The 24,271-nt window shown below is 33.1% G+C and carries 36 protein-coding genes and 3 pseudogenes; 30 read left to right on the top strand and 9 right to left on the bottom strand.

Annotated elements, in window-relative coordinates:
* Nucleotides 1-405: 405 nt before the first annotated feature.
* The 27 genes from EEL30_21465 to EEL30_21335 all read left to right on the top strand — a co-directional run bounded on the left by EEL30_21465 (nt 406) and on the right by EEL30_21335 (nt 16,596).
* Complete coding sequence (locus EEL30_21465) at nt 406-594, top strand: hypothetical protein (GenBank protein QDX94616.1); 189 nt, start codon at nt 406-408, stop codon at nt 592-594.
* 26 nt (nt 595-620) lie between these two features.
* Nucleotides 621-827, top strand: a complete 207-nt coding sequence (locus tag EEL30_21460) for a hypothetical protein (GenBank protein ID QDX94615.1) — start codon at nt 621-623, stop codon at nt 825-827.
* Nucleotides 827-1,021: a hypothetical protein gene (locus tag EEL30_21455; GenBank protein ID QDX94614.1), complete on the top strand. Its 195-nt coding sequence runs from the start codon at nt 827-829 to the stop codon at nt 1,019-1,021. The genes EEL30_21460 and EEL30_21455 overlap by 1 nt, the downstream gene beginning before the upstream one ends.
* A 17-nt stretch (nt 1,022-1,038) precedes the next feature.
* On the top strand, nt 1,039-1,296 hold the full coding sequence (locus EEL30_21450) for a hypothetical protein (GenBank protein QDX94613.1): 258 nt from the start codon (nt 1,039-1,041) through the stop codon (nt 1,294-1,296).
* A 17-nt stretch (nt 1,297-1,313) separates the two neighbouring features.
* Nucleotides 1,314-1,700, top strand: a complete 387-nt coding sequence (nrdI, locus tag EEL30_21445; protein ID QDX95850.1) for a class Ib ribonucleoside-diphosphate reductase assembly flavoprotein NrdI — start codon at nt 1,314-1,316, stop codon at nt 1,698-1,700.
* On the top strand, nt 1,660-3,759 hold the full coding sequence (gene nrdE, locus EEL30_21440; GenBank protein ID QDX94612.1) for a class 1b ribonucleoside-diphosphate reductase subunit alpha: 2,100 nt from the start codon (nt 1,660-1,662) through the stop codon (nt 3,757-3,759). Before nrdI ends, nrdE begins: the two co-directional genes overlap by 41 nt.
* A gap of 13 nt (nt 3,760-3,772) precedes the next feature.
* Nucleotides 3,773-4,744 (top strand): class 1b ribonucleoside-diphosphate reductase subunit beta, encoded by a 972-nt coding sequence (nrdF, locus tag EEL30_21435; GenBank protein ID QDX94611.1) that lies wholly within the window; start codon nt 3,773-3,775, stop codon nt 4,742-4,744.
* A gap of 12 nt (nt 4,745-4,756) precedes the next feature.
* A complete protein-coding gene (locus EEL30_21430; GenBank protein ID QDX94610.1) occupies nt 4,757-5,371 on the top strand; it encodes a hypothetical protein in 615 nt (204 codons plus the stop codon).
* 252 nt (nt 5,372-5,623) lie between these two features.
* Nucleotides 5,624-5,926 carry a hypothetical protein gene (locus EEL30_21425; protein ID QDX94609.1) on the top strand — a complete coding sequence of 101 codons (303 nt, stop codon included), beginning with the start codon at nt 5,624-5,626 and terminating at the stop codon, nt 5,924-5,926.
* A 42-nt stretch (nt 5,927-5,968) separates the two neighbouring features.
* On the top strand, nt 5,969-7,294 hold the full coding sequence (locus EEL30_21420) for a hypothetical protein (protein QDX94608.1): 1,326 nt from the start codon (nt 5,969-5,971) through the stop codon (nt 7,292-7,294).
* A gap of 18 nt (nt 7,295-7,312) precedes the next feature.
* The gene (locus EEL30_21415; GenBank protein ID QDX94607.1) at nt 7,313-7,711 is read left to right on the top strand and encodes a hypothetical protein; all 399 of its coding nucleotides are present in this window, start codon (nt 7,313-7,315) and stop codon (nt 7,709-7,711) included.
* Nucleotides 7,712-7,746: 35 nt separating this feature from the next.
* A complete protein-coding gene (locus tag EEL30_21410) occupies nt 7,747-8,043 on the top strand; it encodes a hypothetical protein (protein QDX94606.1) in 297 nt (98 codons plus the stop codon).
* Nucleotides 8,044-8,064: 21 nt separating this feature from the next.
* Complete coding sequence (locus EEL30_21405; protein QDX94605.1) at nt 8,065-8,571, top strand: hypothetical protein; 507 nt, start codon at nt 8,065-8,067, stop codon at nt 8,569-8,571.
* An 82-nt stretch (nt 8,572-8,653) separates the two neighbouring features.
* Complete coding sequence (locus EEL30_21400; protein QDX94604.1) at nt 8,654-9,436, top strand: thymidylate synthase; 783 nt, start codon at nt 8,654-8,656, stop codon at nt 9,434-9,436.
* A gap of 95 nt (nt 9,437-9,531) precedes the next feature.
* Entirely contained in the window at nt 9,532-9,819 is a 288-nt protein-coding gene (locus EEL30_21395; GenBank protein ID QDX94603.1) for a hypothetical protein, read from the top strand.
* A gap of 275 nt (nt 9,820-10,094) precedes the next feature.
* Nucleotides 10,095-10,460, top strand: a complete 366-nt coding sequence (locus EEL30_21390) for a hypothetical protein (GenBank protein ID QDX94602.1) — start codon at nt 10,095-10,097, stop codon at nt 10,458-10,460.
* 13 nt (nt 10,461-10,473) lie between these two features.
* Nucleotides 10,474-10,737, top strand: a complete 264-nt coding sequence (locus EEL30_21385; protein QDX94601.1) for a hypothetical protein — start codon at nt 10,474-10,476, stop codon at nt 10,735-10,737.
* Nucleotides 10,738-10,778: 41 nt separating this feature from the next.
* A complete protein-coding gene (locus tag EEL30_21380; protein ID QDX94600.1) occupies nt 10,779-11,051 on the top strand; it encodes a hypothetical protein in 273 nt (90 codons plus the stop codon).
* A gap of 90 nt (nt 11,052-11,141) precedes the next feature.
* A complete protein-coding gene (locus EEL30_21375) occupies nt 11,142-11,552 on the top strand; it encodes a hypothetical protein (GenBank protein QDX94599.1) in 411 nt (136 codons plus the stop codon).
* Complete coding sequence (locus tag EEL30_21370) at nt 11,542-11,958, top strand: hypothetical protein (GenBank protein ID QDX94598.1); 417 nt, start codon at nt 11,542-11,544, stop codon at nt 11,956-11,958. Before EEL30_21375 ends, EEL30_21370 begins: the two co-directional genes overlap by 11 nt.
* Before the next feature lie 22 nt (nt 11,959-11,980).
* Nucleotides 11,981-12,181, top strand: a complete 201-nt coding sequence (locus EEL30_21365; GenBank protein QDX94597.1) for a hypothetical protein — start codon at nt 11,981-11,983, stop codon at nt 12,179-12,181.
* 57 nt (nt 12,182-12,238) lie between these two features.
* Nucleotides 12,239-12,526 (top strand): hypothetical protein, encoded by a 288-nt coding sequence (locus EEL30_21360; protein QDX94596.1) that lies wholly within the window; start codon nt 12,239-12,241, stop codon nt 12,524-12,526.
* Between the two features lie 268 nt (nt 12,527-12,794).
* Nucleotides 12,795-13,358 (top strand): thymidine kinase, encoded by a 564-nt coding sequence (locus EEL30_21355; GenBank protein ID QDX94595.1) that lies wholly within the window; start codon nt 12,795-12,797, stop codon nt 13,356-13,358.
* A 266-nt stretch (nt 13,359-13,624) separates the two neighbouring features.
* Nucleotides 13,625-13,846 carry a hypothetical protein gene (locus EEL30_21350; protein QDX94594.1) on the top strand — a complete coding sequence of 74 codons (222 nt, stop codon included), beginning with the start codon at nt 13,625-13,627 and terminating at the stop codon, nt 13,844-13,846.
* Nucleotides 13,833-14,099, top strand: coding sequence for a hypothetical protein (locus tag EEL30_21345; protein ID QDX94593.1), 267 nt, complete (start codon nt 13,833-13,835; stop codon nt 14,097-14,099). Before EEL30_21350 ends, EEL30_21345 begins: the two co-directional genes overlap by 14 nt.
* Nucleotides 14,100-14,121: 22 nt before the next feature.
* The gene (locus tag EEL30_21340) at nt 14,122-14,718 is read left to right on the top strand and encodes a RusA family crossover junction endodeoxyribonuclease (protein ID QDX94592.1); all 597 of its coding nucleotides are present in this window, start codon (nt 14,122-14,124) and stop codon (nt 14,716-14,718) included.
* A gap of 267 nt (nt 14,719-14,985) precedes the next feature.
* Nucleotides 14,986-16,596, top strand: a complete 1,611-nt coding sequence (locus EEL30_21335) for a recombinase family protein (protein ID QDX94591.1) — start codon at nt 14,986-14,988, stop codon at nt 16,594-16,596.
* A gap of 38 nt (nt 16,597-16,634) precedes the next feature.
* On the opposite strand, the pseudogene EEL30_21330 reads toward EEL30_21335, so the two are convergent.
* A pseudogene (locus EEL30_21330) lies at nt 16,635-17,021 on the bottom strand (peptidylprolyl isomerase).
* Nucleotides 17,022-17,078: 57 nt separating this feature from the next.
* On the opposite strand from EEL30_21330, the gene EEL30_21325 reads away from it, so the two are divergent.
* On the top strand, nt 17,079-17,336 hold the full coding sequence (locus EEL30_21325; GenBank protein ID QDX94590.1) for a hypothetical protein: 258 nt from the start codon (nt 17,079-17,081) through the stop codon (nt 17,334-17,336).
* Nucleotides 17,337-17,402: 66 nt separating this feature from the next.
* Here the strand turns inward: EEL30_21325 and EEL30_21320 are convergent, their stop codons facing one another.
* The 8 genes and pseudogenes from EEL30_21320 to EEL30_21285 form a co-directional block, all read right to left on the bottom strand.
* Nucleotides 17,403-17,555, bottom strand: coding sequence for a hypothetical protein (locus tag EEL30_21320; protein ID QDX94589.1), 153 nt, complete (start codon nt 17,553-17,555; stop codon nt 17,403-17,405).
* Nucleotides 17,552-17,943: pseudogene (locus tag EEL30_21315) on the bottom strand (hypothetical protein). Before EEL30_21315 ends, EEL30_21320 begins: the two are co-directional and overlap by 4 nt.
* A gap of 168 nt (nt 17,944-18,111) precedes the next feature.
* Entirely contained in the window at nt 18,112-18,801 is a 690-nt protein-coding gene (locus tag EEL30_21310; protein ID QDX94588.1) for a Crp/Fnr family transcriptional regulator, read from the bottom strand.
* 457 nt (nt 18,802-19,258) lie between these two features.
* Complete coding sequence (gene ric / locus EEL30_21305; protein ID QDX94587.1) at nt 19,259-19,966, bottom strand: iron-sulfur cluster repair di-iron protein; 708 nt, start codon at nt 19,964-19,966, stop codon at nt 19,259-19,261.
* Nucleotides 19,967-20,346: 380 nt separating this feature from the next.
* Nucleotides 20,347-20,538 (bottom strand): annotated as a pseudogene (locus EEL30_21300) (peptide ABC transporter substrate-binding protein).
* A gap of 429 nt (nt 20,539-20,967) precedes the next feature.
* Nucleotides 20,968-21,405, bottom strand: a complete 438-nt coding sequence (locus EEL30_21295) for a M23 family metallopeptidase (protein ID QDX94586.1) — start codon at nt 21,403-21,405, stop codon at nt 20,968-20,970.
* Nucleotides 21,405-21,656, bottom strand: coding sequence for a hypothetical protein (locus tag EEL30_21290; GenBank protein ID QDX94585.1), 252 nt, complete (start codon nt 21,654-21,656; stop codon nt 21,405-21,407). Before EEL30_21290 ends, EEL30_21295 begins: the two co-directional genes overlap by 1 nt.
* Nucleotides 21,657-21,677: 21 nt before the next feature.
* The gene (locus tag EEL30_21285) at nt 21,678-22,064 is read right to left on the bottom strand and encodes a hypothetical protein (GenBank protein QDX94584.1); all 387 of its coding nucleotides are present in this window, start codon (nt 22,062-22,064) and stop codon (nt 21,678-21,680) included.
* A 231-nt stretch (nt 22,065-22,295) separates the two neighbouring features.
* On the opposite strand from EEL30_21285, the gene EEL30_21280 reads away from it, so the two are divergent.
* Both EEL30_21280 and EEL30_21275 read left to right on the top strand, forming a co-directional pair.
* Nucleotides 22,296-23,579, top strand: coding sequence for an XRE family transcriptional regulator (locus EEL30_21280; protein QDX94583.1), 1,284 nt, complete (start codon nt 22,296-22,298; stop codon nt 23,577-23,579).
* 434 nt (nt 23,580-24,013) lie between these two features.
* Nucleotides 24,014-24,199, top strand: a complete 186-nt coding sequence (locus tag EEL30_21275; protein QDX94582.1) for an aspartyl-phosphate phosphatase Spo0E family protein — start codon at nt 24,014-24,016, stop codon at nt 24,197-24,199.
* The last annotated feature ends 72 nt before the right edge of the window (nt 24,200-24,271 follow it).

The raw sequence follows: 24,271 nt of genomic DNA, 5'->3' as shown, positions 1-24,271 counted from the left end.
TTTCTATACTATCTTTGCGGAATTGTCGTTGCCACTTTTGTACTGCTTAATGTTATTGGACTATTTGATTTTAGCAGTTCGGACAAAGAGACAGTGTTGCTTACTTCTCTTATCGCAACTAATTTAATCATAATTTTTATTTTGACCAACAAAGAGTAGAATGTGGCTTTTAGACTATGCATAACCGTAAAACAGAGTGGCTTAAAAGACTAACTCTATAGAAGATGGCTACATGTGAATGAATATCACAAAGTCATCTTCTTTTATTCTTTTCTATAGAAAAAAAGAAACAAAACAATATATTAATTAAAAATTTTTGAAAAGGTATTGAAAATAAAAATATGTATTGTATAATACTAATTAAGGAGGTGATCAACATTCAAAACATCACATTGAGAACGATGAGTGGAGATAGAGGCATCTTTACAGATAAAAGAAGGAGATATTTTAATTCAGAAAATACCTGAAAATTATCCACTAGAAGAAGCTCAAAAGGTGCACGATTTTCTAATGAACACCCTTGAAAAAAGCTCTAAGGTAATTACAATAGGACAGGGTATTGAGTTACAAGTTTTAAGTGTCAATAATAAATAACATAAAAATAATGAAGGGTGATAATTTTGTATATTAACTGGTCAAAAATTTCTAATAAAGAGTCTAAATTTGCTGAAGTGAAACACAACGGTATTAATTATTACGGGATTGGTTCTAAAGGAAAGGTGATTGACTACTTTGGTAAAACTCGCTCTGAAGCTAAAGCATTTATTGAGACTGAACTGGCTTTATATGGACAAGAGCTAGGTTTCTTAGGAGCTTATCAATCTTAATGACAAAAGACGTGCCTTCTATAGAAGATGCTAGAGAATACATAGAAACACTAAAGAAGAAATGCAAGATAGATATTGATAGGGCTTATGAATTATCAAAAGGTGATTTTACATACGGATATGAGGGAAAAGAACAAAAGAGAGCTTTGAAGAACTTAGAGAAGGCTTACTGGGAGTTAACTCAAAACACATAGAAAATTGAGGTGTGCAAATGGAAAGGTATGTTGCCCAACTTAGGTATGTCAATGCTATTCAAATGACAAGAGATTTTTCATTTCAAAACGATAATAGACTTTTTAAAGGAGAAATTGGAGATTATATCGTAACAGAAAACGGTTATCAATATGCATTGCCTAGGAACGTGTTTGAAAATCTTTTCAAGAAATCTACAATACCTGAAAGTCTACATCAAGTTGATTTTGAACAAGCCTACAAAGAAACATACGATTTATTTGAAAAGGTATATTAAACAAAAATATGAATAATATATTTATTGTTTACGATTCTTTAACAGGTAACGTAGCTAGATTTGTATCACGATTAGATTTTAAGAAAGAAAAAGTGTCCCCTAAATTAGAAGTAAGTCAACCATACTTTCTAGTAACTTACACTACTGGGTTTGGCGAAGTGCCAGAAAGTACTCAGGAATTCTTACATCGCAATCACAGTAATTTACTTGGAGTAGCTTCGAGTGGCAACAGGAACTGGGGACAGCTATTTGGGAAAAGTGCTGATATTATATCATTGCAATACAATGTCCCAATATTGTGTAAATTTGAGTTGTCTGGCACATACAACGATACAGAGCGTTTTACTCAGGAGGTAAATAAGATTGTCCAATTTCATTCCAAAGTGGATAGAGTTAAACAATGAATTAGTCATTAAGAAGAATGATCAGTTTCAATTCAATAAAGATAAGGAAGCAACTAAGAGCTATTTCATTGATTACATTAATCAAAACACCGTGTTCTTTCATGATTTAAAGGAAAAGCTAGATTACCTAATAGAAAATGATTATTACGAGACAGAGTTTCTAGCTAAATATGCATATCAAGAGATTAAAGAAGTGTTTGATTTAGCTTACGAGAAGAAATTCCGTTTTCCTTCGTTTATGAGTGCGTTCAAGTTTTATAATGGCTATGCTTTAAAAACTAACGATAAGCAAAAAATTCTTGAGCGTTATGAAGATCGGAATGCAATTGTTGCATTATTTCTAGCAGACGGTGACTTTAAAAAAGCGATACAATTTATTAAGTTGCTTATTAATCAAGAGTATCAACCTGCAACTCCAACGTTTCTTAATGCAGGACGCAAAAGACGTGGCGAGTTAGTAAGTTGCTTTCTATTAGAAGTTAATGACTCCCTAAATGACATTTCAAAAGCAATTGAAACAGCGATGCAACTTAGTAAAGTGGGCGGGGGTGTTTCCCTAAATTTAAGTAAATTAAGAGCAAAAGGTGAGTCGATCAAAGGGGTAGAGAATGCAACAAAAGGTGTTGTAGGAGTTATGAAGTTATTAGATCATGCTTTTAGATATGCTGATCAAATGGGGCAACGTCAAGGAAGCGGAGCAGTATATTTAAATATCTTTCATGTAGACATCAATGACTTTTTGGATACGAAAAAGATTAACGCTGATGAAGATGTTCGAGTAAAAACCCTATCAATTGGTGTTGTCATTCCAGATAAGTTTATTGAGCTTGCACGAGAGGATAAAGCTATGTATGTTTTCTATCCTCATACGGTTTATAAAGCTTACGGAGTACACTTAGATGAAATGAATTTGAATGAAATGTATCAACAGTTAGTTGATAATCCAAGTGTCCGCAAAGTAAAAATAAACCCACGCAAACTGTTAGAGAAAATAGCGATTATACGCTATGAGTCAGGGTATCCATACATAATGTTTGAAGGTAATACGAATAAGGATAATGTGTTGAACGAAATTTCTAGAGTTAAATTTAGTAATCTGTGTTCAGAAATTCTTCAACCTTCATTAGTTTCTACATATAGAGACTATGGGGAACAAGATGAAATCGGGCTGGATATCTCTTGTAACTTAGGATCACTTAACATTGTAAATATAATGGAAAACAAATCAATCAAGAAGTCAGTTAAGTTAGCTATTGATGCCCTAACTACAGTATCTGAAAAAACTTCAATTACTAATGCTCCAGCAGTTCAAAGAGCGAATGAATTAATGAGATCAATCGGATTAGGAGCATTAAATCTGCATGGATATCTTGCTAAGAATAAGATTCGATATGAAAGTGAAGAAGCGAGGGATTTTGCCAATACGTTCTTTATGATGGTGAATTATTATTCTCTTGAAAGATCGATGGAGATTGCAGGAGATACTGGCATAAAATTCTATGGCTTTGATAAGTCAACATATGCAACAGGTGAGTATTTCGATATGTACATCCAAGAAGAATTTGCTCCAATAACAGACAAAGCTAAGGGGCTATTTGAGGGAATTTACATTCCAACTAAAGAGGATTGGATTCATTTAAAACAACAAGTTATGAAAAATGGGATCGCCCATAGCTATAGACTAGCAATTGCTCCTACAGGCTCAATTTCTTATGTTCAATCAGCTACAGCTTCAGTAATGCCAATTATGGAACGTATTGAAGAACGTACATATGGGGACTCCAAAACATATTATCCAATGCCATATTTATCTCCTGAGAATTGGTTCTATTATACAGAAGCATATGACATGGATATGTTCAAAGTAGTAGATATGATTGCAACGATTCAAAAACACGTTGATCAAGGTATATCATTTACAATCTTCTTAAAAGACACTATGACAACAAGAGATTTAACTAAGATTGATTTATATGCCCATCATAAGGGTGTAAAGACACTCTACTATGCACGAACAAAAGATACTACTAGAGAAAACTGCTTATCATGTCAGGTTTAAAGGAGTTGTATATTTGAGTAAAGTTTACGATGCTGCTAACTGGTCAGTACATGAGGATAACTACACGCAATTATTTTATGAACAAAATGTTCGTCAATTTTGGCTCCCAGAAGAAATTAGTTTAAATGGGGATTTGCTTACTTGGAAAACTCTTAGTAAAGAAGAGCAGGACACTTACAAAAAAGTATTAGGTGGGTTAACTTTACTTGATACAGAGCAAGGAAATGTGGGTATGCCATTGATTGCTCAACATGTAAAAGGACATCAAAGAAAAGCTGTGCTAAATTTTATGGCTATGATGGAGAATGCTGTTCATGCTAAGTCTTATTCTAATATCTTTTTAACATTAGCCTCTATAGAAGAAATTAATGATGTCTTTGAATGGGTTAAAGGAAATAAATATTTGCAACACAAAGCGGATATCATTGTTACCTATTATAAAAATATCGAACCTGATGACATTATAAGTCTTTACAAAGCAATGGTCGCTTCTGTGTACTTAGAAAGCTTCTTGTTTTATAGTGGTTTTTACTATCCATTATACTTCTATGGTCAAGGTAAGTTGATGCAAAGTGGAGAAATTATCTCTCTTATTATTAGAGACGAAAGTATTCACGGAATTTACGTTGGTATATTATCACAAGAATTGTTTAAAAGGTTAAAAGAAGATACTCAAGAAGAGTTAAAACAATTTTCCTATGATTTGCTAAACAAACTTTATCTCAACGAATTGCTGTATACTGAAGACCTCTATAATCAAGTTGGTCTTGCCCATGATGTAAAGAAATTCTTACGTTACAACGCTAACAAGGCTTTGATGAATCTAGGTTTTGATCCTTATTTTGAGGAAGAAGAGATTAATCCAATTGTCTTGAATGGATTAAACACAAAAACCAAGTCTCATGACTTCTTCTCAATGAAAGGGAATGGATACGTTAAAGCAAAAGTAGAACCAATTCGAGATGAGGATTTTTATTTTGACTAAGGGAGATTATCAATGAGTAAAATGGATGAGCAGATTTTAGTAGTAAAACGAACGGAACTATTTGATAACGAGAGACTAGTGTTTCAAGGTATTGAAAAGGAACCTGACAGAATCACGAAGTTAATGAGTAATATCTCAAATCATTACTGTGTAATGAGACGTGGAGATGCAGAGGAAAATCCAAGTTTTAAGCAACAAATTCCTTATGTTGTTATCCGCAAGGGAAATGAGCTGTTCATGTATAAACGCCTTTCAGGTGGAGGAGAAACACGTCTACATGACAAGCTATCGTTAGGTACTGGTGGTCATATGAATCAAGAAGATACTAACAGTTTTGAAGAAGTTCTAGAGGCGAATCTACTCAGAGAGCTTGAAGAAGAATTAGACATTCAAGCAACAGATAGAGAATTTAACACGATTGGCTTTATCAATGACGATCTAGAAGAAGTGGGTAAAGTACATATTGGGTTGCTTGTAACACTTGATCTAGATGGAAGTGCAACAGTAGATGTTAGAGAAACAGAGCAGCTAGAGGGCGAATGGACAACCATTGATGAGCTGTTGAAGCCTAATACATATGAAAGATTAGAAAGCTGGTCTAAGTTTGTAGTAGATGTATTAAAGTAGAACTGATGGGGGATTTATTTCCCCCACATTTATCAAGGTTTAATTATAAACTAACGATAGGGGGCTGAAATGGTTCGAGAGTATTTATATAGTTTCTGTAAAAGACATATATGCTTTGGTATCGCTTGTCTTCTAAGTTTATTTATTGAACAAGGCTTAAATCTAGGAACTATTATCTTGTTTGTTTTTGCAATAATCAGTGATGAAATACATAAGTAAAACAGTTTTTTATCAGAAAGGATGAGGTTATAAATGAAAAAGATATTGGTGAAGTCGGATTTTAGTTATAGTGATTATGCCCTTGGGCTAGTCGCTTACGAAATTATTACTGAAGATCAATGGCAAGTTATTCAAAAGGCTATGAAAGATGGGCTACCAATTTATTTAGGCGAATATGCTGGGAAACATTCAGAAGTAAGATTCTGCCTTGAGGAGAATGATGTAGAGCTTGTTACGGATGACCAAAGTAAAATTCAATTCTTTGAAGAGATGTTTGATTCAAGCTTCATCGGCAATTATAGTTTGGTGGATAAAATATTTGAAGAGTCAGAATAAAACAATGATTTCATTGGGAAAAGAGGAGGGTCTTACAAAAATATGCTGTCTTATAAAGACAAGATAGAAAACTTTAAACAAGAAATACGCAGCTCAGGTTGTCAAACATACAAATCTGCTAATAAGACTGGTAAATTACTAGGTACAATGTATATAAAAAATAAAATGGATTATGGATTTCATTTGTATTATATTCATGAACCAAGTAAAACTGATCCATTGGCAGGTAAAAACGGAACAGTATCTGAAATGTACTATGATTTAAGAAATAAGAATTTCTGGATTAAAAGAAATCTCAAAGAAGTTAGATTTAGTATCAGAAACGTAGATAGTATATTCCCAAAAGACTACGATCAGAGAAATGAAATATTTAACATACTCTCTACTCCTGCAAATCAAGGCTTGTATAACTCAGCATTTCATTTCTTAGGGGCAATGGGGAAAGAGCAAACTGAAATGTTTGGAAGGTTCTTTCATAGGTTAATTACAGAATTTAGCTATTACGAACTGTTACATAAGGCAGGAGTTAGAATCGATTCTTATACCCACATAGCAAATCCAAATGGAAAATCGCCCATGGAGATTTTAGGACTAAGTAAAACCCAATGGAAGATGATTACTAAATACAACATATCAATCAAAAATTTCAAGGAAATAAAAAACGATAGCGCAGATAATAAAATGATTAACTTTTTGTCTTATATTAAGACGTTAGAGGATGAATTTGGAATCAATAGAACAGTTGATTTTTTTAATAACGAATTTGGTCATGTCTATGAAGATCGCGTTTATAGGTCAGCATTGCAGATTGCAGAGCAATATAATTTACCAATTAAAAAGTTTATTAAATACATATATTTTGAGTGTGATGTTTCTCAAGGATTAAATGCCACATCTGCGATAATTGAATATGCAGATTATATTAGAATGACTACAGAAATGGGTTATGAAAGGTTTGATCGATACCCTAGATTTTTGAGAACAGTGCATGATATTGCAAGCAGAAATTATAAGGTTAAATTAAATGAAAAAGAAATGAAAGAATGGGAAGCATCTTATGAAAACAATAAACATTTTGAATATGCATATCAGGGTTTCAAAATCTTCTCTCCTAAAGAACCATCAGATTTAATAAGAGAAGGAAACGTTTTAGGTCATTGTGTTGGTTCATATGTTGACAAGGTTAGAAAAGGAATTTCAACTATTTTATTCCTTAGAGAGCGAGATGATATTGGAACTCCATTGGTAACTATTGAAGTTAAAGAAAATCGAATTGTTCAGGCTAAAGGAAAAATGAATTATCCACCAAGTAAAGATCAAAATGAAATTATTAAAAAGTTTGCTGAAAAGTACAAGCTTGCTATCTAATTTGAGGAGGAATAACTTATGAAAATTGAAGTGGGGATGAAATGTAAGCAAGTTGTAGTTATCGAGGAGTTCGACTTCGATTATGTTGATCAAGAATTTGAGATCACTAAAGTCACAGATACAGTTATTATGGGCAAGAGGCTGGAAAGTGGAGTTGGCTTTGGAATTGAACCTAATAAATTTGAAGAGTATTTTGAATTGCTTCATGAAATTAAAACTGAAAATACATATATCAAAGATAATATTAAAGTAATTCAAAATGACAGAGTTACAATCGTTATTCTTCCCGATGGCAGCAAGGGTGTTTCAAAATGTTTACCACAAGATACATATGATGCAACAAAAGGATACGATATTGCCTACATTAAAGCAAAAATCAAGAGTCTTAAAAAGCAGTTAAAACAACTAAGTAAGTAATTAAAGAAGATCATATCATACTAGGAGGATAGCAAATGAAAATAGAAATTGGATTGAAAGATGGAACTACCATATATACTAACACCTTTCAGGAAGGGATGGGTTTTCTTAAGCCTATGGATGAAAAAGATTGGCTTGTAACTAAGGGAGCCGTAGTTCCATATAAAAATATTGAATATATAAAACGACTTAAAGAGAAAAACGAAGCAACAAACTGTGAAAAAATAACATATAACATCAGTAATATCCAATCTGATAAAGAAATTTCTATAAACAACTTGGCAGAGAACATAGTGGGAAAAATTCAAAAGAGAAATAACAATCAAATTTAATACATAGGAGGATAATCTATAGTGCGACATAGCAAATATGGTAGACGAGAAGTAATCGACTTATCCATTTATGATGAGAATGGGAGGTTTATAACAAAACTAGACTCTCTCAAAAATAGCTATATTGGCTCAAAGGGAACTAAGGGATTGGTGAAAGTACAAGACGCTTTGGTTGATCAATTTTTAATTGCCTTTATAGGAGAATACGAAAAAAGTAGTCTCAGTGACTTTCAAAAAGATATCCATAATGGATTAAAAAAACATACATATATTATCAACTTAAAATCAAGAAAGAAATGTAAGTTAGTTGCAACTACTTTATGGCGTAATGAAGATAGCGAGGAAAAAAAAGTAATTTTTGAGATTCCTAATGCCATAACAGTTAATAATACAAAATTTTATAATGATGGTATTATTCCATCGCCACTTGATGTAATTTTTGAGTTTTATCCATATAACGATAAAGGACACATTTATAAGATTCATATTGAATCCGATCCAAGTGACTCAGAAGATAGATTCGTTTAATTCCTATCAGATTTAGCAGAAGGAAAATAATTAGGAGGATACATGAATACAATTATTATTAGTAGGTTAAGGAGAGATTACGATTCAAGTAGATAAGCAATATTTAGAATTGGTGGAAGATATTTTAGAAAACGGATATTATGATAACAATCGGACAGGCATAGCCACGAAAAAGCTGTTTGGTAAGCTACTAAGCTATGATTTACAGAAAGAATTTCCGATCTTAACAACTAAATTTGTTGCGTTTAAGACAGCAGTCAAAGAATTGTTATGGATTTATAAGCATCAAAGTAATGATGTGAAGCTGTTGCAGGAAATGGGTGTACGGGTATGGGATGAATGGGCTTGGGAAGATGGAACGATTGGAAAAGCATACGGTTATCAAATCGCAAAGCACAAGCAGATAGATAAGTTGATCGATGGGCTGAAAAATAATCCACAAGGGCGCAGACATATTATTAGCTTATGGGACATGAATGATTTAGAAGAAATGGCTTTGCAACCTTGCGCTTTTCAGACAATATGGGATGTATCAGACGGCTATTTAAACTGTACACTTGTACAACGCAGCGGTGATATAGGCTTAGGCATTCCATTTAATACTACTCAATATGCCGTACTTATTTATATGATTGCTCAAGTCACAGGTTTAAAAGTAGGAAAATTTAATCATTACATTAACAATGCACATATCTACGAAAATCATTTTGAAGGCTTACGTACCCAATTAACTAGAGAGGCGTACCCTGCTCCAAGCTTCTGGATTAATCCTGAGATCACTGATTTTTATGATTTTACACCTGATGATGTGAAAGTAATTGATTATAAACATCATCCAAAAATTGATATGGAAGTAGCGGTATAAATATTATGAATCAACAATTGTAAAAACAACCCATTATATGGTATTTTTTGTACAAGGAGTGCACATCCTAATATATTAGTTTTGGGGGTATTGTAATGAGGAAAAAACTTTTACTGTCTATGGCATCTGCTTTGTCAATCTTAGCTATTTCTTCTGCTGTTAGTGCAAGTGAGGTAGAACGCATTAACACAAAACAAAGTGTAGTTGTTAAATCTTGCCGTACTGTTATTTACAACGAGAGATATGATTTAGATGAAGATGTTAAGATATACATTACTAGAACGATTGAAGGACAGGAAGTTAAATTTAAACTAAAAGAGTTTGGAACTAGAAAAGGTGAGAACTTCCAGTGGGCTAAATACGAAGGTACTTTGTGTAACTAATTAGTTTTAATAATTTGAATAGTCGACTCAGTTAAAGGTCGGCTATTCAAAGCTTAAATAAAATAAAAAATAAAAACAGTTTATACTTGCAAACTATTTTGAGGTGAAAAGTGAACGACCATTGTACAGTCATTAATCAATTTGCAGAACTCCCTGATAGCCCAGTAGTTGGTGATATATACTTTGTCTGTGAAGCAGAGCATCTATTTGATACAACAGTTATCTTTGTCTGGTGCGGAGATGGATGGGAGATATTAAACTATGGAGGGATTTAGATGACAAAAACTATTGTTCTTACAAATACACTTATTAACACTTTGAATGAATTAGAGCAGCTTGAAAAGTCAACAAATCAAAAACTAAGCGATTTAGATAAAAGGTTATCTGACGCTCATCAAGACTTAGAGAATGTAAATTTAAATGCATGCCAAGGTTATAAGGTGGCAAAGCTTATCCAAGAAATTCTTCAAGAAAGAAGACTAGTAAAGAATGAACACCACTGCATTCAGAGCGCTATGGCATCACTTGATATAACTAAAATGAAAAATAAGGCTATTTCAATGAAACAAAGGGTAGATTCTATCTACAATAGAGAGTTAAGCAAAACAAAGTTACATGGTGCTTTTAAAGATATTATTTAACTGGAGGACTTAAATGACTCTTACAGAGATACATAGTGAATACAAAAAATTAAATAAGCTAATTGATACATATAGAGGTAAAAAGTTTTTGCTTGATGGCTCAGTAATCGGATTGCATGGAGAAATCCAATGTAAAGTTGAATGCATTGATATGGCAGAGGATTCTGTTGGACTGGTGTTTTATTCTCCTGAAGAGGGATACGATGAGAAAGATCAATGGGCTGTAGAGTGGATTACTATATCTACATTAGAAAGGCATGCGAAATGGCTTGAGTAATGAAATGTCCATTTTATCAAACATAGAAGGAGTGAAATTGTTTGCTTAAACAGATATTTGGATTTGACCAAGATACATTAAAGAAAGGGCAGGCTGTAAGGATAGAGGATAAAAAAAGAGTTTACCCAAGTAGAAGTTATCGTGATCCTAATGACACTGAATATGAATATGAAAATTTAGCTGGCAATTACTTAGTTTATGATGTGGAAGTCCTTCTTTTAAAATTAACCACCAGTGCAGGTGGGACAATAAATGTTCCAATTAAACATTTTACAGGTGAGAATCCACGAATGACTATTAAAATACTGGGGTAAAAATTATGCATAAAAATTGGAATGAGCTATCAGCAGAAGAAAAGAAGTGGTTGTTTGAATGGAATATAAGAAATGTCAGAAAGGAGGATGATGGGCATAAAAAGAGTATTGGATCGAATTAAATTTCAGTATCTTTACTGCATTGAGTCTAAACCGAAGTTTTTTCTTCAATTAATAATATTATTGTTTGTCTCGAATTCAGTTGTATGGCTTTTGACTATTAATAATCATTTTCCTGATTGGCGCATGGGATTAATGTGGTCGATATTAGCTAGTATCGGAGCATTATTTGGAACATTCGATTCTCACGTAATGAAAGGCTATCGCAAAATTGCATTAAACAGACTAAATAAGTTCAAACAAAAAGCACTATTAAATGAAACGCAATACACAATCACAGAGCTATTTGAAGGAATTGAAAATGATATTTTGAAAGATAATTTTATTGAAGCTTTGTATCACTCTAATTTAGGAAAGGAGTTTAGAATAGGTGATCGTTAATAAAAGTGCAGAAAAATTTATGGGGTATATTGAGTATTCTTATAGACCTGATCCAAATGTTTGTTTTACATATGGATTCACTGAAGAAGATGAGGAAATTCCATTTGAGAGCGACATCTTTTATTCTTTAGAGGAATTATTAAATAAAGTTTCTCAGACAAGGCTAGATGAATTCAAAAAAGAATATGATGCAGATAAAGTTTGGATTTCCTGCATTTCATTTAAAGCTAAAAGTGAGGATGAAGAAACTGCCGCAGACATTTCATTGTTTGAATGTAGAAAGTCAATGGGGGTTATAAGCACAAAAATCAGCAACGAAGATATAACTAATCGTGCATTAACAAATATCAAAAAATTAAAGGAAATTATTGATAATACATTAGAGCAATATCCAGTTAAATATTAGCAATACAAGGGAGGATGTTTCAATGAGAAAATTTAAGATCGTATATGACTATGAGTTTGGTGAAGATGGCTGTGTAACAACTTTATACGATGAAAACAATTCAATAATATTAAGTGGAGACTGGTATCATCATAAGATAACCCATCAAGTTGAAGGATTTTTCCATTGCTTAGATTATCTGGAAATTCAATATGAGAATATTTCAGAAGATATAAATAATTAGAGCAATCAATTAGCTAGTAAAATGTATTTTAATCAGACACCAATGGGAGATGAATGCATGAAATCAGTTCCTGACGATTCAACTAAAAGAAATGTATATTATTGCGAATATAAAGGAAAAAACAACTTGTTTCACTCGACCGTAACTGATGATTATGAATATGCTTTATCGCTTGATTCTAAAGCTCAATTAGCTACATTAGACCAACTTAAATTTTATGCGAACGCAGGAGAAGTATTCTATGGTTTATTAAATACATATGATGGAACTGTTGAATGGAAAGAGTATACATATACTGATAAATTCGGTGAAGAAGAAATATTTGAAGACTATATCCTAATTTAAAGATGAACTCAAATTTACAAGTCTTGTTTTTACATATTATAAGGATGAAAATGTATTGTGATTACTTATCGAGGAGTGGACATCATGACAAACAATACAGAAGACTATCAAGAGTTTAAATTAAACTTTGCTAAGGTTGTAAGTAAAATGTCTACATATGAACAGAAAAAGCTATTTAAACTGATCAGAAGGGAATCAAAAAGATATCCTGTAACCAAAAGGCTACAGCCTTAAATGGTTACAGGATATCAAGAAGGAGGTAGAAGGCATAGCAAAACTTATATTTAAGTATGGACAAATGAACAGTTCTAAAACCATGAATTTGTTATCAACAGCTCATAATTTTGAAGAAGGTGGTAAAACAGTATTAATTTTAACTTCATCAATTGATAATCGGTACGGTGTAGGGAAAGTCACCTCACGAATAGGTATCCAGAGAGATACTATTTCAGTTGATGAATCTGTTAGGGTGTATAAATTAATTGAAGAAATTTACCCTGACTATGTTTTAGTGGACGAAGTTTCTTTCTTGAAAAAGGTAACAATCATGGAACTCATAAAAGTGGTGGATGAATTAACAATTGATGTCATTTGTTATGGGTTACTAAAGGACTTTAGGGGTGAATTATTTGAAGGCAGCTATCATTTATTGGCTCATGCGGACAAGATTGAAGAGATAAAAACAACATGTCATTTTTGCAAAAAGAAAGCAACACATATTTTAAAATTTATAGAAGGCAAGCCCACTTACACTGGAGAGCAAATAGAAGTAGGCGGTAATGATACATATAAGTCGGTTTGTAGACAGCATTATTTCGAAGGTGGGAATTAAATAAAAATATGTAAGCGGTGATTCGTTGGATAGATTTAATTTTAAAGATGAAAGTGGATTAGTGGGGCGATGCTTACTTTCTAGTTGCAATGAAGAATGCTATGAAGGAAACAGTGTATATTTCACTGATGAAGGCATCATTTGTTCCGATTACTGTTTAATTAGATACGCAACTAATCGATTGAATATTGCTTTAGGTACTCTTGATAAAAACGGGCAACTGAAAATGGAATTTCCAATATGACAAAGGAGAAAAAATACAACATTTGAAAACAGAAAAGAAAAGATATTACTACCCAACAGCGTGTGATAACGAAATTGTATACATAGTTACGAAATGCACTCTTGAAGAAGCAAAAGAAAAAGGATATTTAGACAGACATCCAAGCAAGAAATGCTCACATAAAAGTTATGTAGGTTTAAGCAGCACAGCTTCTCTATATAACCTGCACAGAGATTTAAAGGGAAGATATCATGGATATGAATGACATAATAATACGGGGGAATAAGATGGATATAAATAACGAAAGTGTCTCTAAGTATTACAATTATTTAATGACAAAATATTGCAACAGAAATTTAAGCGAACAAGATCGAATAATAGCCAAAAGTAAAATGGATGTCATTCAGGATTTAGTTGGTATTTATGAACATGGATATGAAGAGGATTTGTTTTGGAATGAAATGGGAAGACCAGCACTTCCAGAAGAAATAAAAGCTGCAATAAGAAAGCTTAATTAATACATATAAAATAAAAAGTAGGATGGTCTTATTGAATAAAAAGAAATTTAGACTTACATCGCCAATGCCACCATCAGTAAATCACTATCTGGGATATAGAGCAGTCCCCAAAAAGAAGAAAGGTAGAACAGTATATATTGTAGTCCCATATCTCACAAAAGAAGCAAGAGATTACAAAGAAATGTTTTCAAAATATGCCATAAAACAGGTGAAAGAACAAGGATGGGATATCGAGGGGACGAGAAATAGACATTACTATATGGACTGTGTTTATTACTTCCCACGTATCGATATGGACGAACAGAATTACTTTAAATGCATGTGCGATGCCCTTAACGGAATTGCATACATAGATGATAATTTTATCCTTACTAGGACAAGTCGGATATATTACGACACTAAAAACCCAAGAGTTGAAATTGAAATAAGTGAAGTTGATTACATAGGAATTTTTGATAGTGAGAAAGAGTTAATGGAGTTTGAAAATAAATGCAAGACATGCAAAAGGTATAAGCGAAATTGTTCAATTTTAAAAGAGTCAAAGGAAGGTCGGATTCGAGAAGAAATTGATGGGGAAAAGAAGTGTGTTAAATTTTCAAGAATTAAAAAGGGGAGATAATTACGGAAAGTATCAATGTAAAAGGAGATAAATATATAATCACACATAATCCTGATGGTACAGCGCAGGCTGAATGCAAGAAAAATAAAAGAGGACTTCATATAATGCTTACTTTTACTAATTGCAAAAGTAAAAATAAGATTGCTACGGACTCACTAAGGAGATTCTTAATTAATACATAATGATTAAGCCTTGAACTAATAATTCAAGGCTTTTTAATTTTTTATTTTACATTTATAATTAGTTTTATAAGGAGGGTTATTTAAAATGAAAAAAAGAGTATGGGCATTGTACAGAGTATCAACTGATCGTCAAGTTACCGAAGAAGATATTCCCATGCAAAGAAAGGCAGTACATCAGTTTATGCAAAGTAAGTCGAACTGGGTACTTGAAAAAGAACTCAGTGAATTAGGGGTTTCTGGGTACAAAAAAAGCGTATCAGAACGTGACAAGATTCAATTAATAAAAAAAGGAGCTGAGAATAAAGAGTATGATATTTTATTAGTCTGGAAAGACGATAGGTTAGGTAGGAATAAATTTGAAATTCCTTTTATGTTGGAATATTTAAAGAAAAATGGAATCGAAGTTTGGTCAGTTGTAGATGGAGTGCTAAATAAAGATGAGAGACATGAAGATAGCTTAGTGAGCTTTCTTAGATTTTGGGTTGCCGAAGGTGAGAGTAAGAAAACATCAACAAGGGTTACAGAGGCAATTAAGCAAATGAATGAGGAAGGGAAGTGGACAGGAGCAAGAGTTCCTTATGGTTATGAGGTTTATGATACCAATCAAAAACATCCCAAACATGAAAAAACGATGAAAAATATCAGAATAAATGAAGAGCAATCTAGAATAGTTAAGCTTATGTTTCTCCTTGTGTTAGAAAAAGGGTATGGAGCGGATAGAATTACGAATTATTTAAACGAATGCGGTATACCTTCTCAAAGCGGTGTCAAATGGAGAAACAATGTTGTTAGACGGATTTTGCGTAATCCTATTTACAAGGGCGAGCAACGATACGGAACCACGTATAGCAATAATAAGCTAAAGCCTGTTGAAAAGATTAAGCTAAAACCTAAGAGAGATGATTTAGTAATTATTTCTGATGAGATTTTTGATGAAGTGCAAAATATTATTGATTCTAGAAAAATTCAAAAAGATGAATCTGAATATAAAGTTGTTGCACCTAGCAAGTATTTGCTTTTAAATGGTTTAGCAAAGTGTGGGTATTGTGGTTCAAGGCTATTTGTGGATTCTTCAACAAAGACAAAAATAAAGAAGAATGGAGAAAAAAGCAGCTATACTTATTGGAGATATATTTGCCGAGAAGGAACTAATCATAGAGAGACACATCCAAAATGTTACTTCGGGGCAAAAAAATATGACTACGAAACTGAGGAAGTAATTATAGAAACAATGAAATTAATTGAACTCAATGGATTAGAAGAAGCAGTCAATGAATCAAAAAAGTTGAAAATAGAAAATGAATTGATAGTTAGAAAAAACATCATCAAAGAGATAGATGAAACAAAAAAGCAGCTAGAGGCTTTGAAAAAATTAATAATAAAAATTGCTATGGGTGAAAGTAAATTATCAGAAGAATATGTTGAGGAACAGATCAACAATAAAGAGGAGGAGTTAAAAGAGTATCAGAGAAGACTAGATGAATGTAATGAAAAAATTGCAGACCTAGAGAATGAAAATAAAAAGACTATTAAAATTAAATCTGAGCTTTGTAATTGGGAAGAAAAATATAGAAATGCTGATTGGGATTCTAAGAAGACAATGTTATCTAAAGTATTGGATAGTGTGGAGTATGGTGATGTCATAAAAATTAATTTTAATATCATAATAAATGAGCTTTTAAAGCAATCAATGTAGCCCCATCATGATAATAGTAGGCGTATTTACATAACGATGCCATCGCCTTTCGGATCACCGGTTTGGATCATGAAGCTCTGGATGATTCGGTGAAAGACGACACCATCGTAGAAATGATCATTCGCTAGGAAGACAAAGTTGTTTACGGTTTTAGGAGCATCCTTGGCAAACAACTGGATGGTAAATGATCCTTTGTTTGTTTCTACAACAGCCTCATAATTTTTGTTAGGATCAATTTTCATGTCAGGAGCCTTGTCATATTGTTTGCTAGGCTTCTTGGCGGTTTCATCTTTTTTGTCTGTAGGGCTGGTTTGACCAGAAGTAGCGTTATTTTGTTGCTGATCAGTAGCTGGAGCTGTTTTTGTCCCACACCCTGTTACGACGAGAGTGAAGCCCAATAATAGTGCGAGTGGTAGACGTTTCATGAAGAACCTCCTTATTTTTTCTTTATTGTACCAGACAATCTATGCAGAGGTGAAATGATGGTAGCTAAATCTCAATATACACAAAACGAAGTTAATAGCTGGCTTGAAAGTTATCAATGTAAGCTGTTAAGCCCCTATGTGAATCAAAAAAGTGAATTAGTATACTCATGCAAATGTGGAAAAGAAATACGCAGTACATTTCAGCGTCTAAAGAAATACTGTAAAGACCCATATTGTATCAATTGTCGTAGAGAGGAAAATCGTAAAAAGATTTATGAGGAAGTCATTGAGGTTATAATGAAGTACAATTTATAGGGTATGAGTTTTCCACATAAACAAAAAAATCCCCTTCCAGCATATAGCCAGAAGGGGATAACTATTTTACTTCATTTGTTTGTTCAATTCATCTTTCCATTCACGAAGAGTAGATTCAATCAATGCTTTAACTTCTTCATCGGTTACTTTAATTTTATTACGACTCATACTTGCAACAAAGTACTTAACAGCTTCATTGTATTTTTCTGTACCTTTCATATTAACAAAGGCTTGTTCTGCGTATTGCACAGCACAGATTTGAAGTCTTCCAAGAGTTTTTCAACGTGATGAACGCTTTTCGGAGGATGGCAGTTTTGGACCGTTCTGCCAATTACTGCTTTTGTGCGGGCATAAATTCGCTCTTTTCCATGGGAGTAGTAGCATACAACATCATCCTTGTCAATGAACGTAATATCCACATGCAAGAGATTCATCGTCAGCTCTAATTATAAGGAAAAAGAAGATTCTCTTTACGGCTGTAATGTTTATCGATATCCAATAACAGATGTAAGTCTCCCATTAGTTTATAGACGTTTTCTTCACTATCTTCTTTTTCGAATTGTTCATAGTGAAGCTGAAGCTTGAAGTTAACAAGAATATCTATTTTTTATTTTAAAAGAAGAGATATAATTATTAGCGATTGACAGGCTTACGATAATTCTTTCGAAAGCCTGTTTTTTCTCTTTAGTTATTGCACGTACTATTCTTTCTTTATCTATCTAATATTGAACTATTAAGGTGTTTTTATTTAATTGATGAAGTGATTGGCATTCGATTAGATGATTTCTTCTTCTAATTTCCCTGGAATAATAATGAAACAGCCGTTTTCATCAATATCAATTAATTTCTTTCTTTTTAACTGACTAATTGTGCGACTAATCGTTTCCCTTGATGTTCCAATCATATTGGCGAGTTCTCGATTTGTAAATTGGGTCGTTAATTTATATTTGTCATTTATCTGTATACCATTTGATTTACATAAGCGAAGTAATAACATAATAATTTGTTCATACGTATCATGAAGAATTTGTTCTTCTAATCTATTCTGGAGATCCACAATTTTTTCTTCAAGAACTTTAAACAATTTAATACATAGTTGAGGATACTGAATCAAAATATTCTCAAAATCAGCGATGGGAAAAACGATTAATTGTGCAATCTCAAGTATCTCAGCATGTGCTGGGAAAGTACCTTTTCGGAAGAAACCGGCGTGGGGAAACATTTCTCCAGCTTGAAGGACAGAAACAATTTGTTCCCTTCCAGTTACATCCGTTTTTTGAATTTTCACCTTACCTGAGTGGATAAAAAAAACGCGATCAAGTGTGTCACCCTGCATAAATACAAAAGATCTTGCTTTATAAATTCGTATTTGAGAAATATCCACAATGGACTGAAGTTCTTCTTCTGAAAGTTCTTTAAAAAGGGGAACTTCCCGTAAATGTTTTTTGATCATTCCTTCTTTCATATATAGCAACTCCTTAATAATTCTAGGCATATTCTTTCCATAATAAAAATATATCAAACGGCTAAATGAAACAGTGAAATGAATCAATTAAGGGAGGGAGGATCTCATTCCAGAGCTTATGCCATGACTGGAGATTACATGGGAAAGTGAACCTTTCTGTATATACATTCAAATAGTATTATGAAATTTGAAAAAATATATAAAAATGGGACATGAGCACTTTTTACTCTTGTCCCATTTTTTATGGATAAGTAGCTATCTAGAGTTTTTGTTTATTCATTATTAAAATCTATGAGTTCAATGAAAGATTGTTTTTATGCAAAATAAGAATGTCAATCAAAGTCATTGATATTGCGAAAATTATTTCGCAAGGGTAACTTAAAAGAGGGTGCTATTCCTTTTTTTAGTTACCCCCACAACCATCAAGTTAAAGATTCATCCGCTTCTTTTTTCTTACTTAAGCTTGTGCAATTGCACGTGGAAACAAAACATTATTTTCTAAATGAATATGCTGGAACAGATCAGATTCAAGGGCTTCAAGTCGTTGATAGACAAGACGATAAGTACCGCAAGCTCCTTTTGGAGGAGTAAAGTCATTCGTAATTGTACGAAGTTCTTTAATAATATCGCCAGCATGGCTATGCTCACTCTCCAATGCTTCCACCACTTTGCGTAATTTCGTATAAATTTCATCAGTTGAATTTTGCTCAAATGCTAAAATCAACGGGAAATCCTCTGTTTCTTCTTTAATTAAATGTTGCTCTAACTCTGTTTTTAATTCATGAAATAACTTGTGAATTTTAGCTAAATGTGGTTGTTCTGATCCATGAACGCGTAACACTTTTGTTACGTATGGACTTAACTGCGGCAACTCTTCATTTAAATAGCGATGGTGCTTATTTATAATATAGTCAATTAATTCACTATAAGAGGCGGTCTTCCAATCAATTTCAGATTCATTTAAAAGTTTTGTTTCATGATAAAGAGTATTTAAGTTTGTGATAACCTCTTCTGTTGATAAATTTCTCTCATTAATCGCGTCGATAAGGGGTCTATTACCGCCGCAGCAAAAATCTATTCTATATAATTTGAAAAGGTCGCTTGCCTTCGGAAATTTCGTAACAATATCACCAATAATAGAAGTCTCAGTAAATGTATGTTCCATATGAATGCCTCCATAAAGTTTAAATTTTGTATCTAGATTAAGAATATGAATAATTTTGAGTTAACGTCGTGATATCAATCACTTATAATGTGTTAATTTCATCACCATTTATTATTACTGATAAAAATAGGTAAAAAAAACTCTAATAATTTTAGAGCTTTCAGACTGTGGAGAAATCCATTTATCTTTTAACTCACGACTGATCCTAGTTTCCAAGATCATACGTATACATTGACTGCTATCAAAAAATAGACGTTCTACATAAGTTGAAATCAAAAAGGACTTTGAAAAAACAAAAGGTTTATTTGGTGTGGACAACTGTTAGGAAAAACCTTTTGTTTTTATACTCTCGGACAGCACCATTCGTTGACTAACAGGTATTAAACCAAATGACACGCCACATAATGATGGGGACCAACTTCCAGATACCTTGGAGCTTGGTTGGAGCACAAAGGAATTACATATGGACATCTTGTATGAAATTTGCACCCAGAGGGGGGATTTGCCGGACTGGGGATTTCACCTTGCAAAACGATTCGCTCTCGTCTAACTGTAGGATTGGGAACAGGAACGGTTGGTGAAAGAAGCCTCGGCTATCCAGACGCGGGAGCCTTTGCATTGGGTGTCATCTTCACGGAGTTAGCTCAAGTCATAGAATGAACCGATTATAGCTGATTGTTATATTCAAATGATAATACTAAGGGCTGTCCCAAAAATCATGAAATATGACTGAAGGTAGCCACGTAAACCTTCGAATGGAAGATTTTTCTTCTTTAAAGGGGAATAGCGAATGTATACATATTTATCCTGGAACTTCATCCAGAAATCCTCACAATCTTTGTTACGTAAGAGCATATTCCTTTTTAATTTTACCTTTGAGAAACGTAACCAAATAAAAAATAGCCCATGTTCCTACTGCTAACAGTAGAAGATGAGCTACATCTAATACAATTTTACCTAATAAAATACTCATTTTATCATACTCCTTTTTATTTTTACTTTTATTCTCTGTGATCTGAAATTCGATCAAGCAACAGTAGGGTCATCCAAGGAAGTTCTTGATAAATCTCACCATTCTCTACACGTTTCTCCCAGTCGCTAGGACTGTTTAAGTAACCTTTCTTAGATAAACTGTTGATTGCTTCTTTTGCATAAGATTTACCTTGTTCTGACATAATGAATTTCATGAATTCTTCCTCCTTATTTTTAATTGGTGTGACTGGTGAAGCAATAGGTTGTTCTTTTTTATAGTGCTTATCTAGATATTCAATAGGGTTAATGTCGTTGCCAAATCCACCACTTGGTGAACACTTGGCTCTAACTTCAAAGTGTAAATGCTTACCTGTTGAACGACCTGTGCTACCTTGTAAGCCAATGACTTGATTTGCTTTTACCTTGTCCCCAACTTTAACAAACGACTTAGATAGGTGAGCGTACATTAAATTATGGTTATTATTATCTTTAATGGCGACTGCAAGCCGGAGCCTCCATAGCCTGTACCTCTAATGTTATCAGGTATTTCTTTAGAGAAAATTACAACTCCATCTGTAAAAGATTCTATGGGTGCATTCTTACCACCTGATCTTTTTACCAAGTCAATTCCAGTATGATGAACCTTATTACCATTGAAAGGATCAGATCGTCTCCCATAGGGGGAAGTTACTCTGTATGGGGTTAAAAAATCACTCATATGTATTTCTCTCCTACGAATTTATTTAAAAATATCAACCACTTGAGTACTAATTCCAAGAGAAGCCAAAGCTCCCAACAGAATCATACTGAATAAAAGTAAAAGCTGCTTAGTTGTACTTTGAAGAAATTTCTTATCATCATTTCCCTGTGATGCTTTAGCCTCTCGAATCAATCTGATTTCTTCACGTTGTTGATCAGCAATTGTCGTTAATCTTGTAATATTTTCTGTCATAGTGACAATCGCCTTATTAAACAACTTCTCATTTCCCTTAATGCTGCTACTGCTATTGATTTCCTTGATGTCTTCTTTTGTCTCTTCCTTAAGCTCATATAGTTCTCTGTGTAGATTCTCAATTTTCACTTCTAAAACTTGATTATTTGACATTGTAATAGTTCCTTTCAACATGGTGTCGTGTGTAACATGAGCAATATTTGATTAACCTCCTTTCCAACGTATAGGAATTGATTTATGAGATTTTGGATTCAGAATTTATGAAGACCACCTTTCAAGTTGCTATATGTAAAAAAAATTATTTAATCCAATAATTTTTATTGTTATTTACAAAATTATACAATAAAGTTAGAATTGAGTTAAGATTAATAAAGGAACTACTGATAAATTGGGAAGGGGATTGACATGGTTGACAGTCTAACTTTCACAACATTGGGGGAACTGATAAAAGGGAAAAGAACAGAGATGGGTATTAGTCTATCGGAACTGGGGAGAGTGTCAGGAGTTAGTAAGGGGGTCTTATCGAAGATTGAATCTGGGGAAACGAAACGTCCAGAGCTTCGGACATTAAAACCGATTGCAGATGTTTTAGGAATCCCCTATGAAGAGATCATTGAACGCTATATTGAAATAGAACACCGGATTGAAGTCTTGGATGATATATTACAGTTGTGCATTGAAGTCTCAAGCTCTTCTTTGATGACTAAAGTGGCAATGAAATTCCTTGAGAATTCTAAAGAAGAAACATATGTATTATTAGAGCATGTATTTTGTCTTGCTAATAATACTGCAAACAATGAAGTTAGACTGTCGCTTTATAATACAATTATTAAATACTCAAGAGTACACGGAATACCACCATATATAGCCAAACCATCCTTGCAAAAATATCTAATTGAAAGACAAGATTTAAAAAATATGGAGGAATCATTTAAAATTGGTGAAGAGGTTGTTCACTATGCAGATTTTTTATCTGAAGAGGAACAGATAATTTTATATTTTAGAATGGCACTTCAAGCATATGCTATAAAAAAATACGAAACATGTATTGAACTATGCCAAGCTGGAATAGTTCTAGAAAAAAATGATACTGAGCTGAAGGCTAGAGCATATTTAGCTATGATTAATTCATATTCTGACTTACATAATTATGACTCTGTTGAAGATTTGTTGGATATTTTCGAAAGATTCGAATATAAATTCGTTCAGGAATCATCCATGATTACACGAGCTATCACCAAAGCAAAGAAGAAAGAGTATGAGATAGCGATTCCAATGTTAAAAAAATCTATGGATGAATTAAGCAAGGAAAATAAAATACATGTAATAAATGAATTGCTTGGGATATATGTTCATTTCAATATTGCAGAATCAATACATGAAATAATAAACAAGGAAAGGGAATTATTACCCGATAATGCACATACACCTTATAAATTAACATCTCTTGCAAGGTACTACCGTCAAAAAGGCGCTTTCCAAATAAACAAAGGACTTCTTGCGGAAGGCATGGAAAGCTACATTAACAGCATAACAACGTACGGGAAAATAGGTGATCACATCGAAAGTACAGAATGCTTACAAGAAATTTTCAAATATTTCTCAAAAAATTCAAGACCAATTGATTTGCAATATGTAAAAAAGTTAGAAGAGGCGTATAATGAAATAAATGGGAAAAAGAGTAAGTGAAAGGGGGATTCCAATGAGAAAAAAAATTGTTCTAATGTTATTATCTTTAGGTTTAATTACAAATATTGGTTTTGCTTCAGTTAAAATAGAAGAAGCAAATAATCTGGAGCTTTTCAGTATGCGTGCAAATAATGCTGATCCAGGCTATTGATACTTTTGTTATTTCCGAACGCTATCCAATGGCGTTCTTTTTTTATGTTTTTTCGCCGATATTTTGTCGTAATTTGTAAAACGTTTCAATTTGATGATTTTTTAAGGGAAATTTAGAACGGGATGGTAAAATAATACACAGGAGGAAGAAAGGAGGTGTCGCTTTCAATCTATATGATTTGTTAACTAAAAGGGGCGTTCCCGTTAGTTTGCACACCATCGGAACGCCCCCAGCTTGAGGAACAAAAAATGTTTCTCAAGTTTATTTTACCACTCACTGATAAGTGAAGAAAGCAGGAAATTTAAAATTAGAAAACGATTTACAGAAGCTTATAGAAGTCCTCCGTAAAGAGTTAGAGCATCGGTATTTCAAAAAAGGTTCATTTTTACATCCAGAAGTATTGCAGATGAGCCAACAACTAGATGAGTACATTGTTGTCTTTCAAAAGCTTTGCTTACAAAATGACTGAAGTAGATGTCAGATGAAAATAGGTTGTACGAAAGTCTTTTAGAATAAACTACAAGAATCTACTTCAACATAT

This window comes from Brevibacillus laterosporus (assembly GCA_007833815.1).
Lineage (GTDB): Bacteria > Bacillota > Bacilli > Brevibacillales > Brevibacillaceae > Brevibacillus_B > Brevibacillus_B laterosporus_D.
The sequence above is the reverse complement of the archived record's forward strand: the minus strand, read 5'-3'. Positions and strand labels throughout refer to the sequence as shown.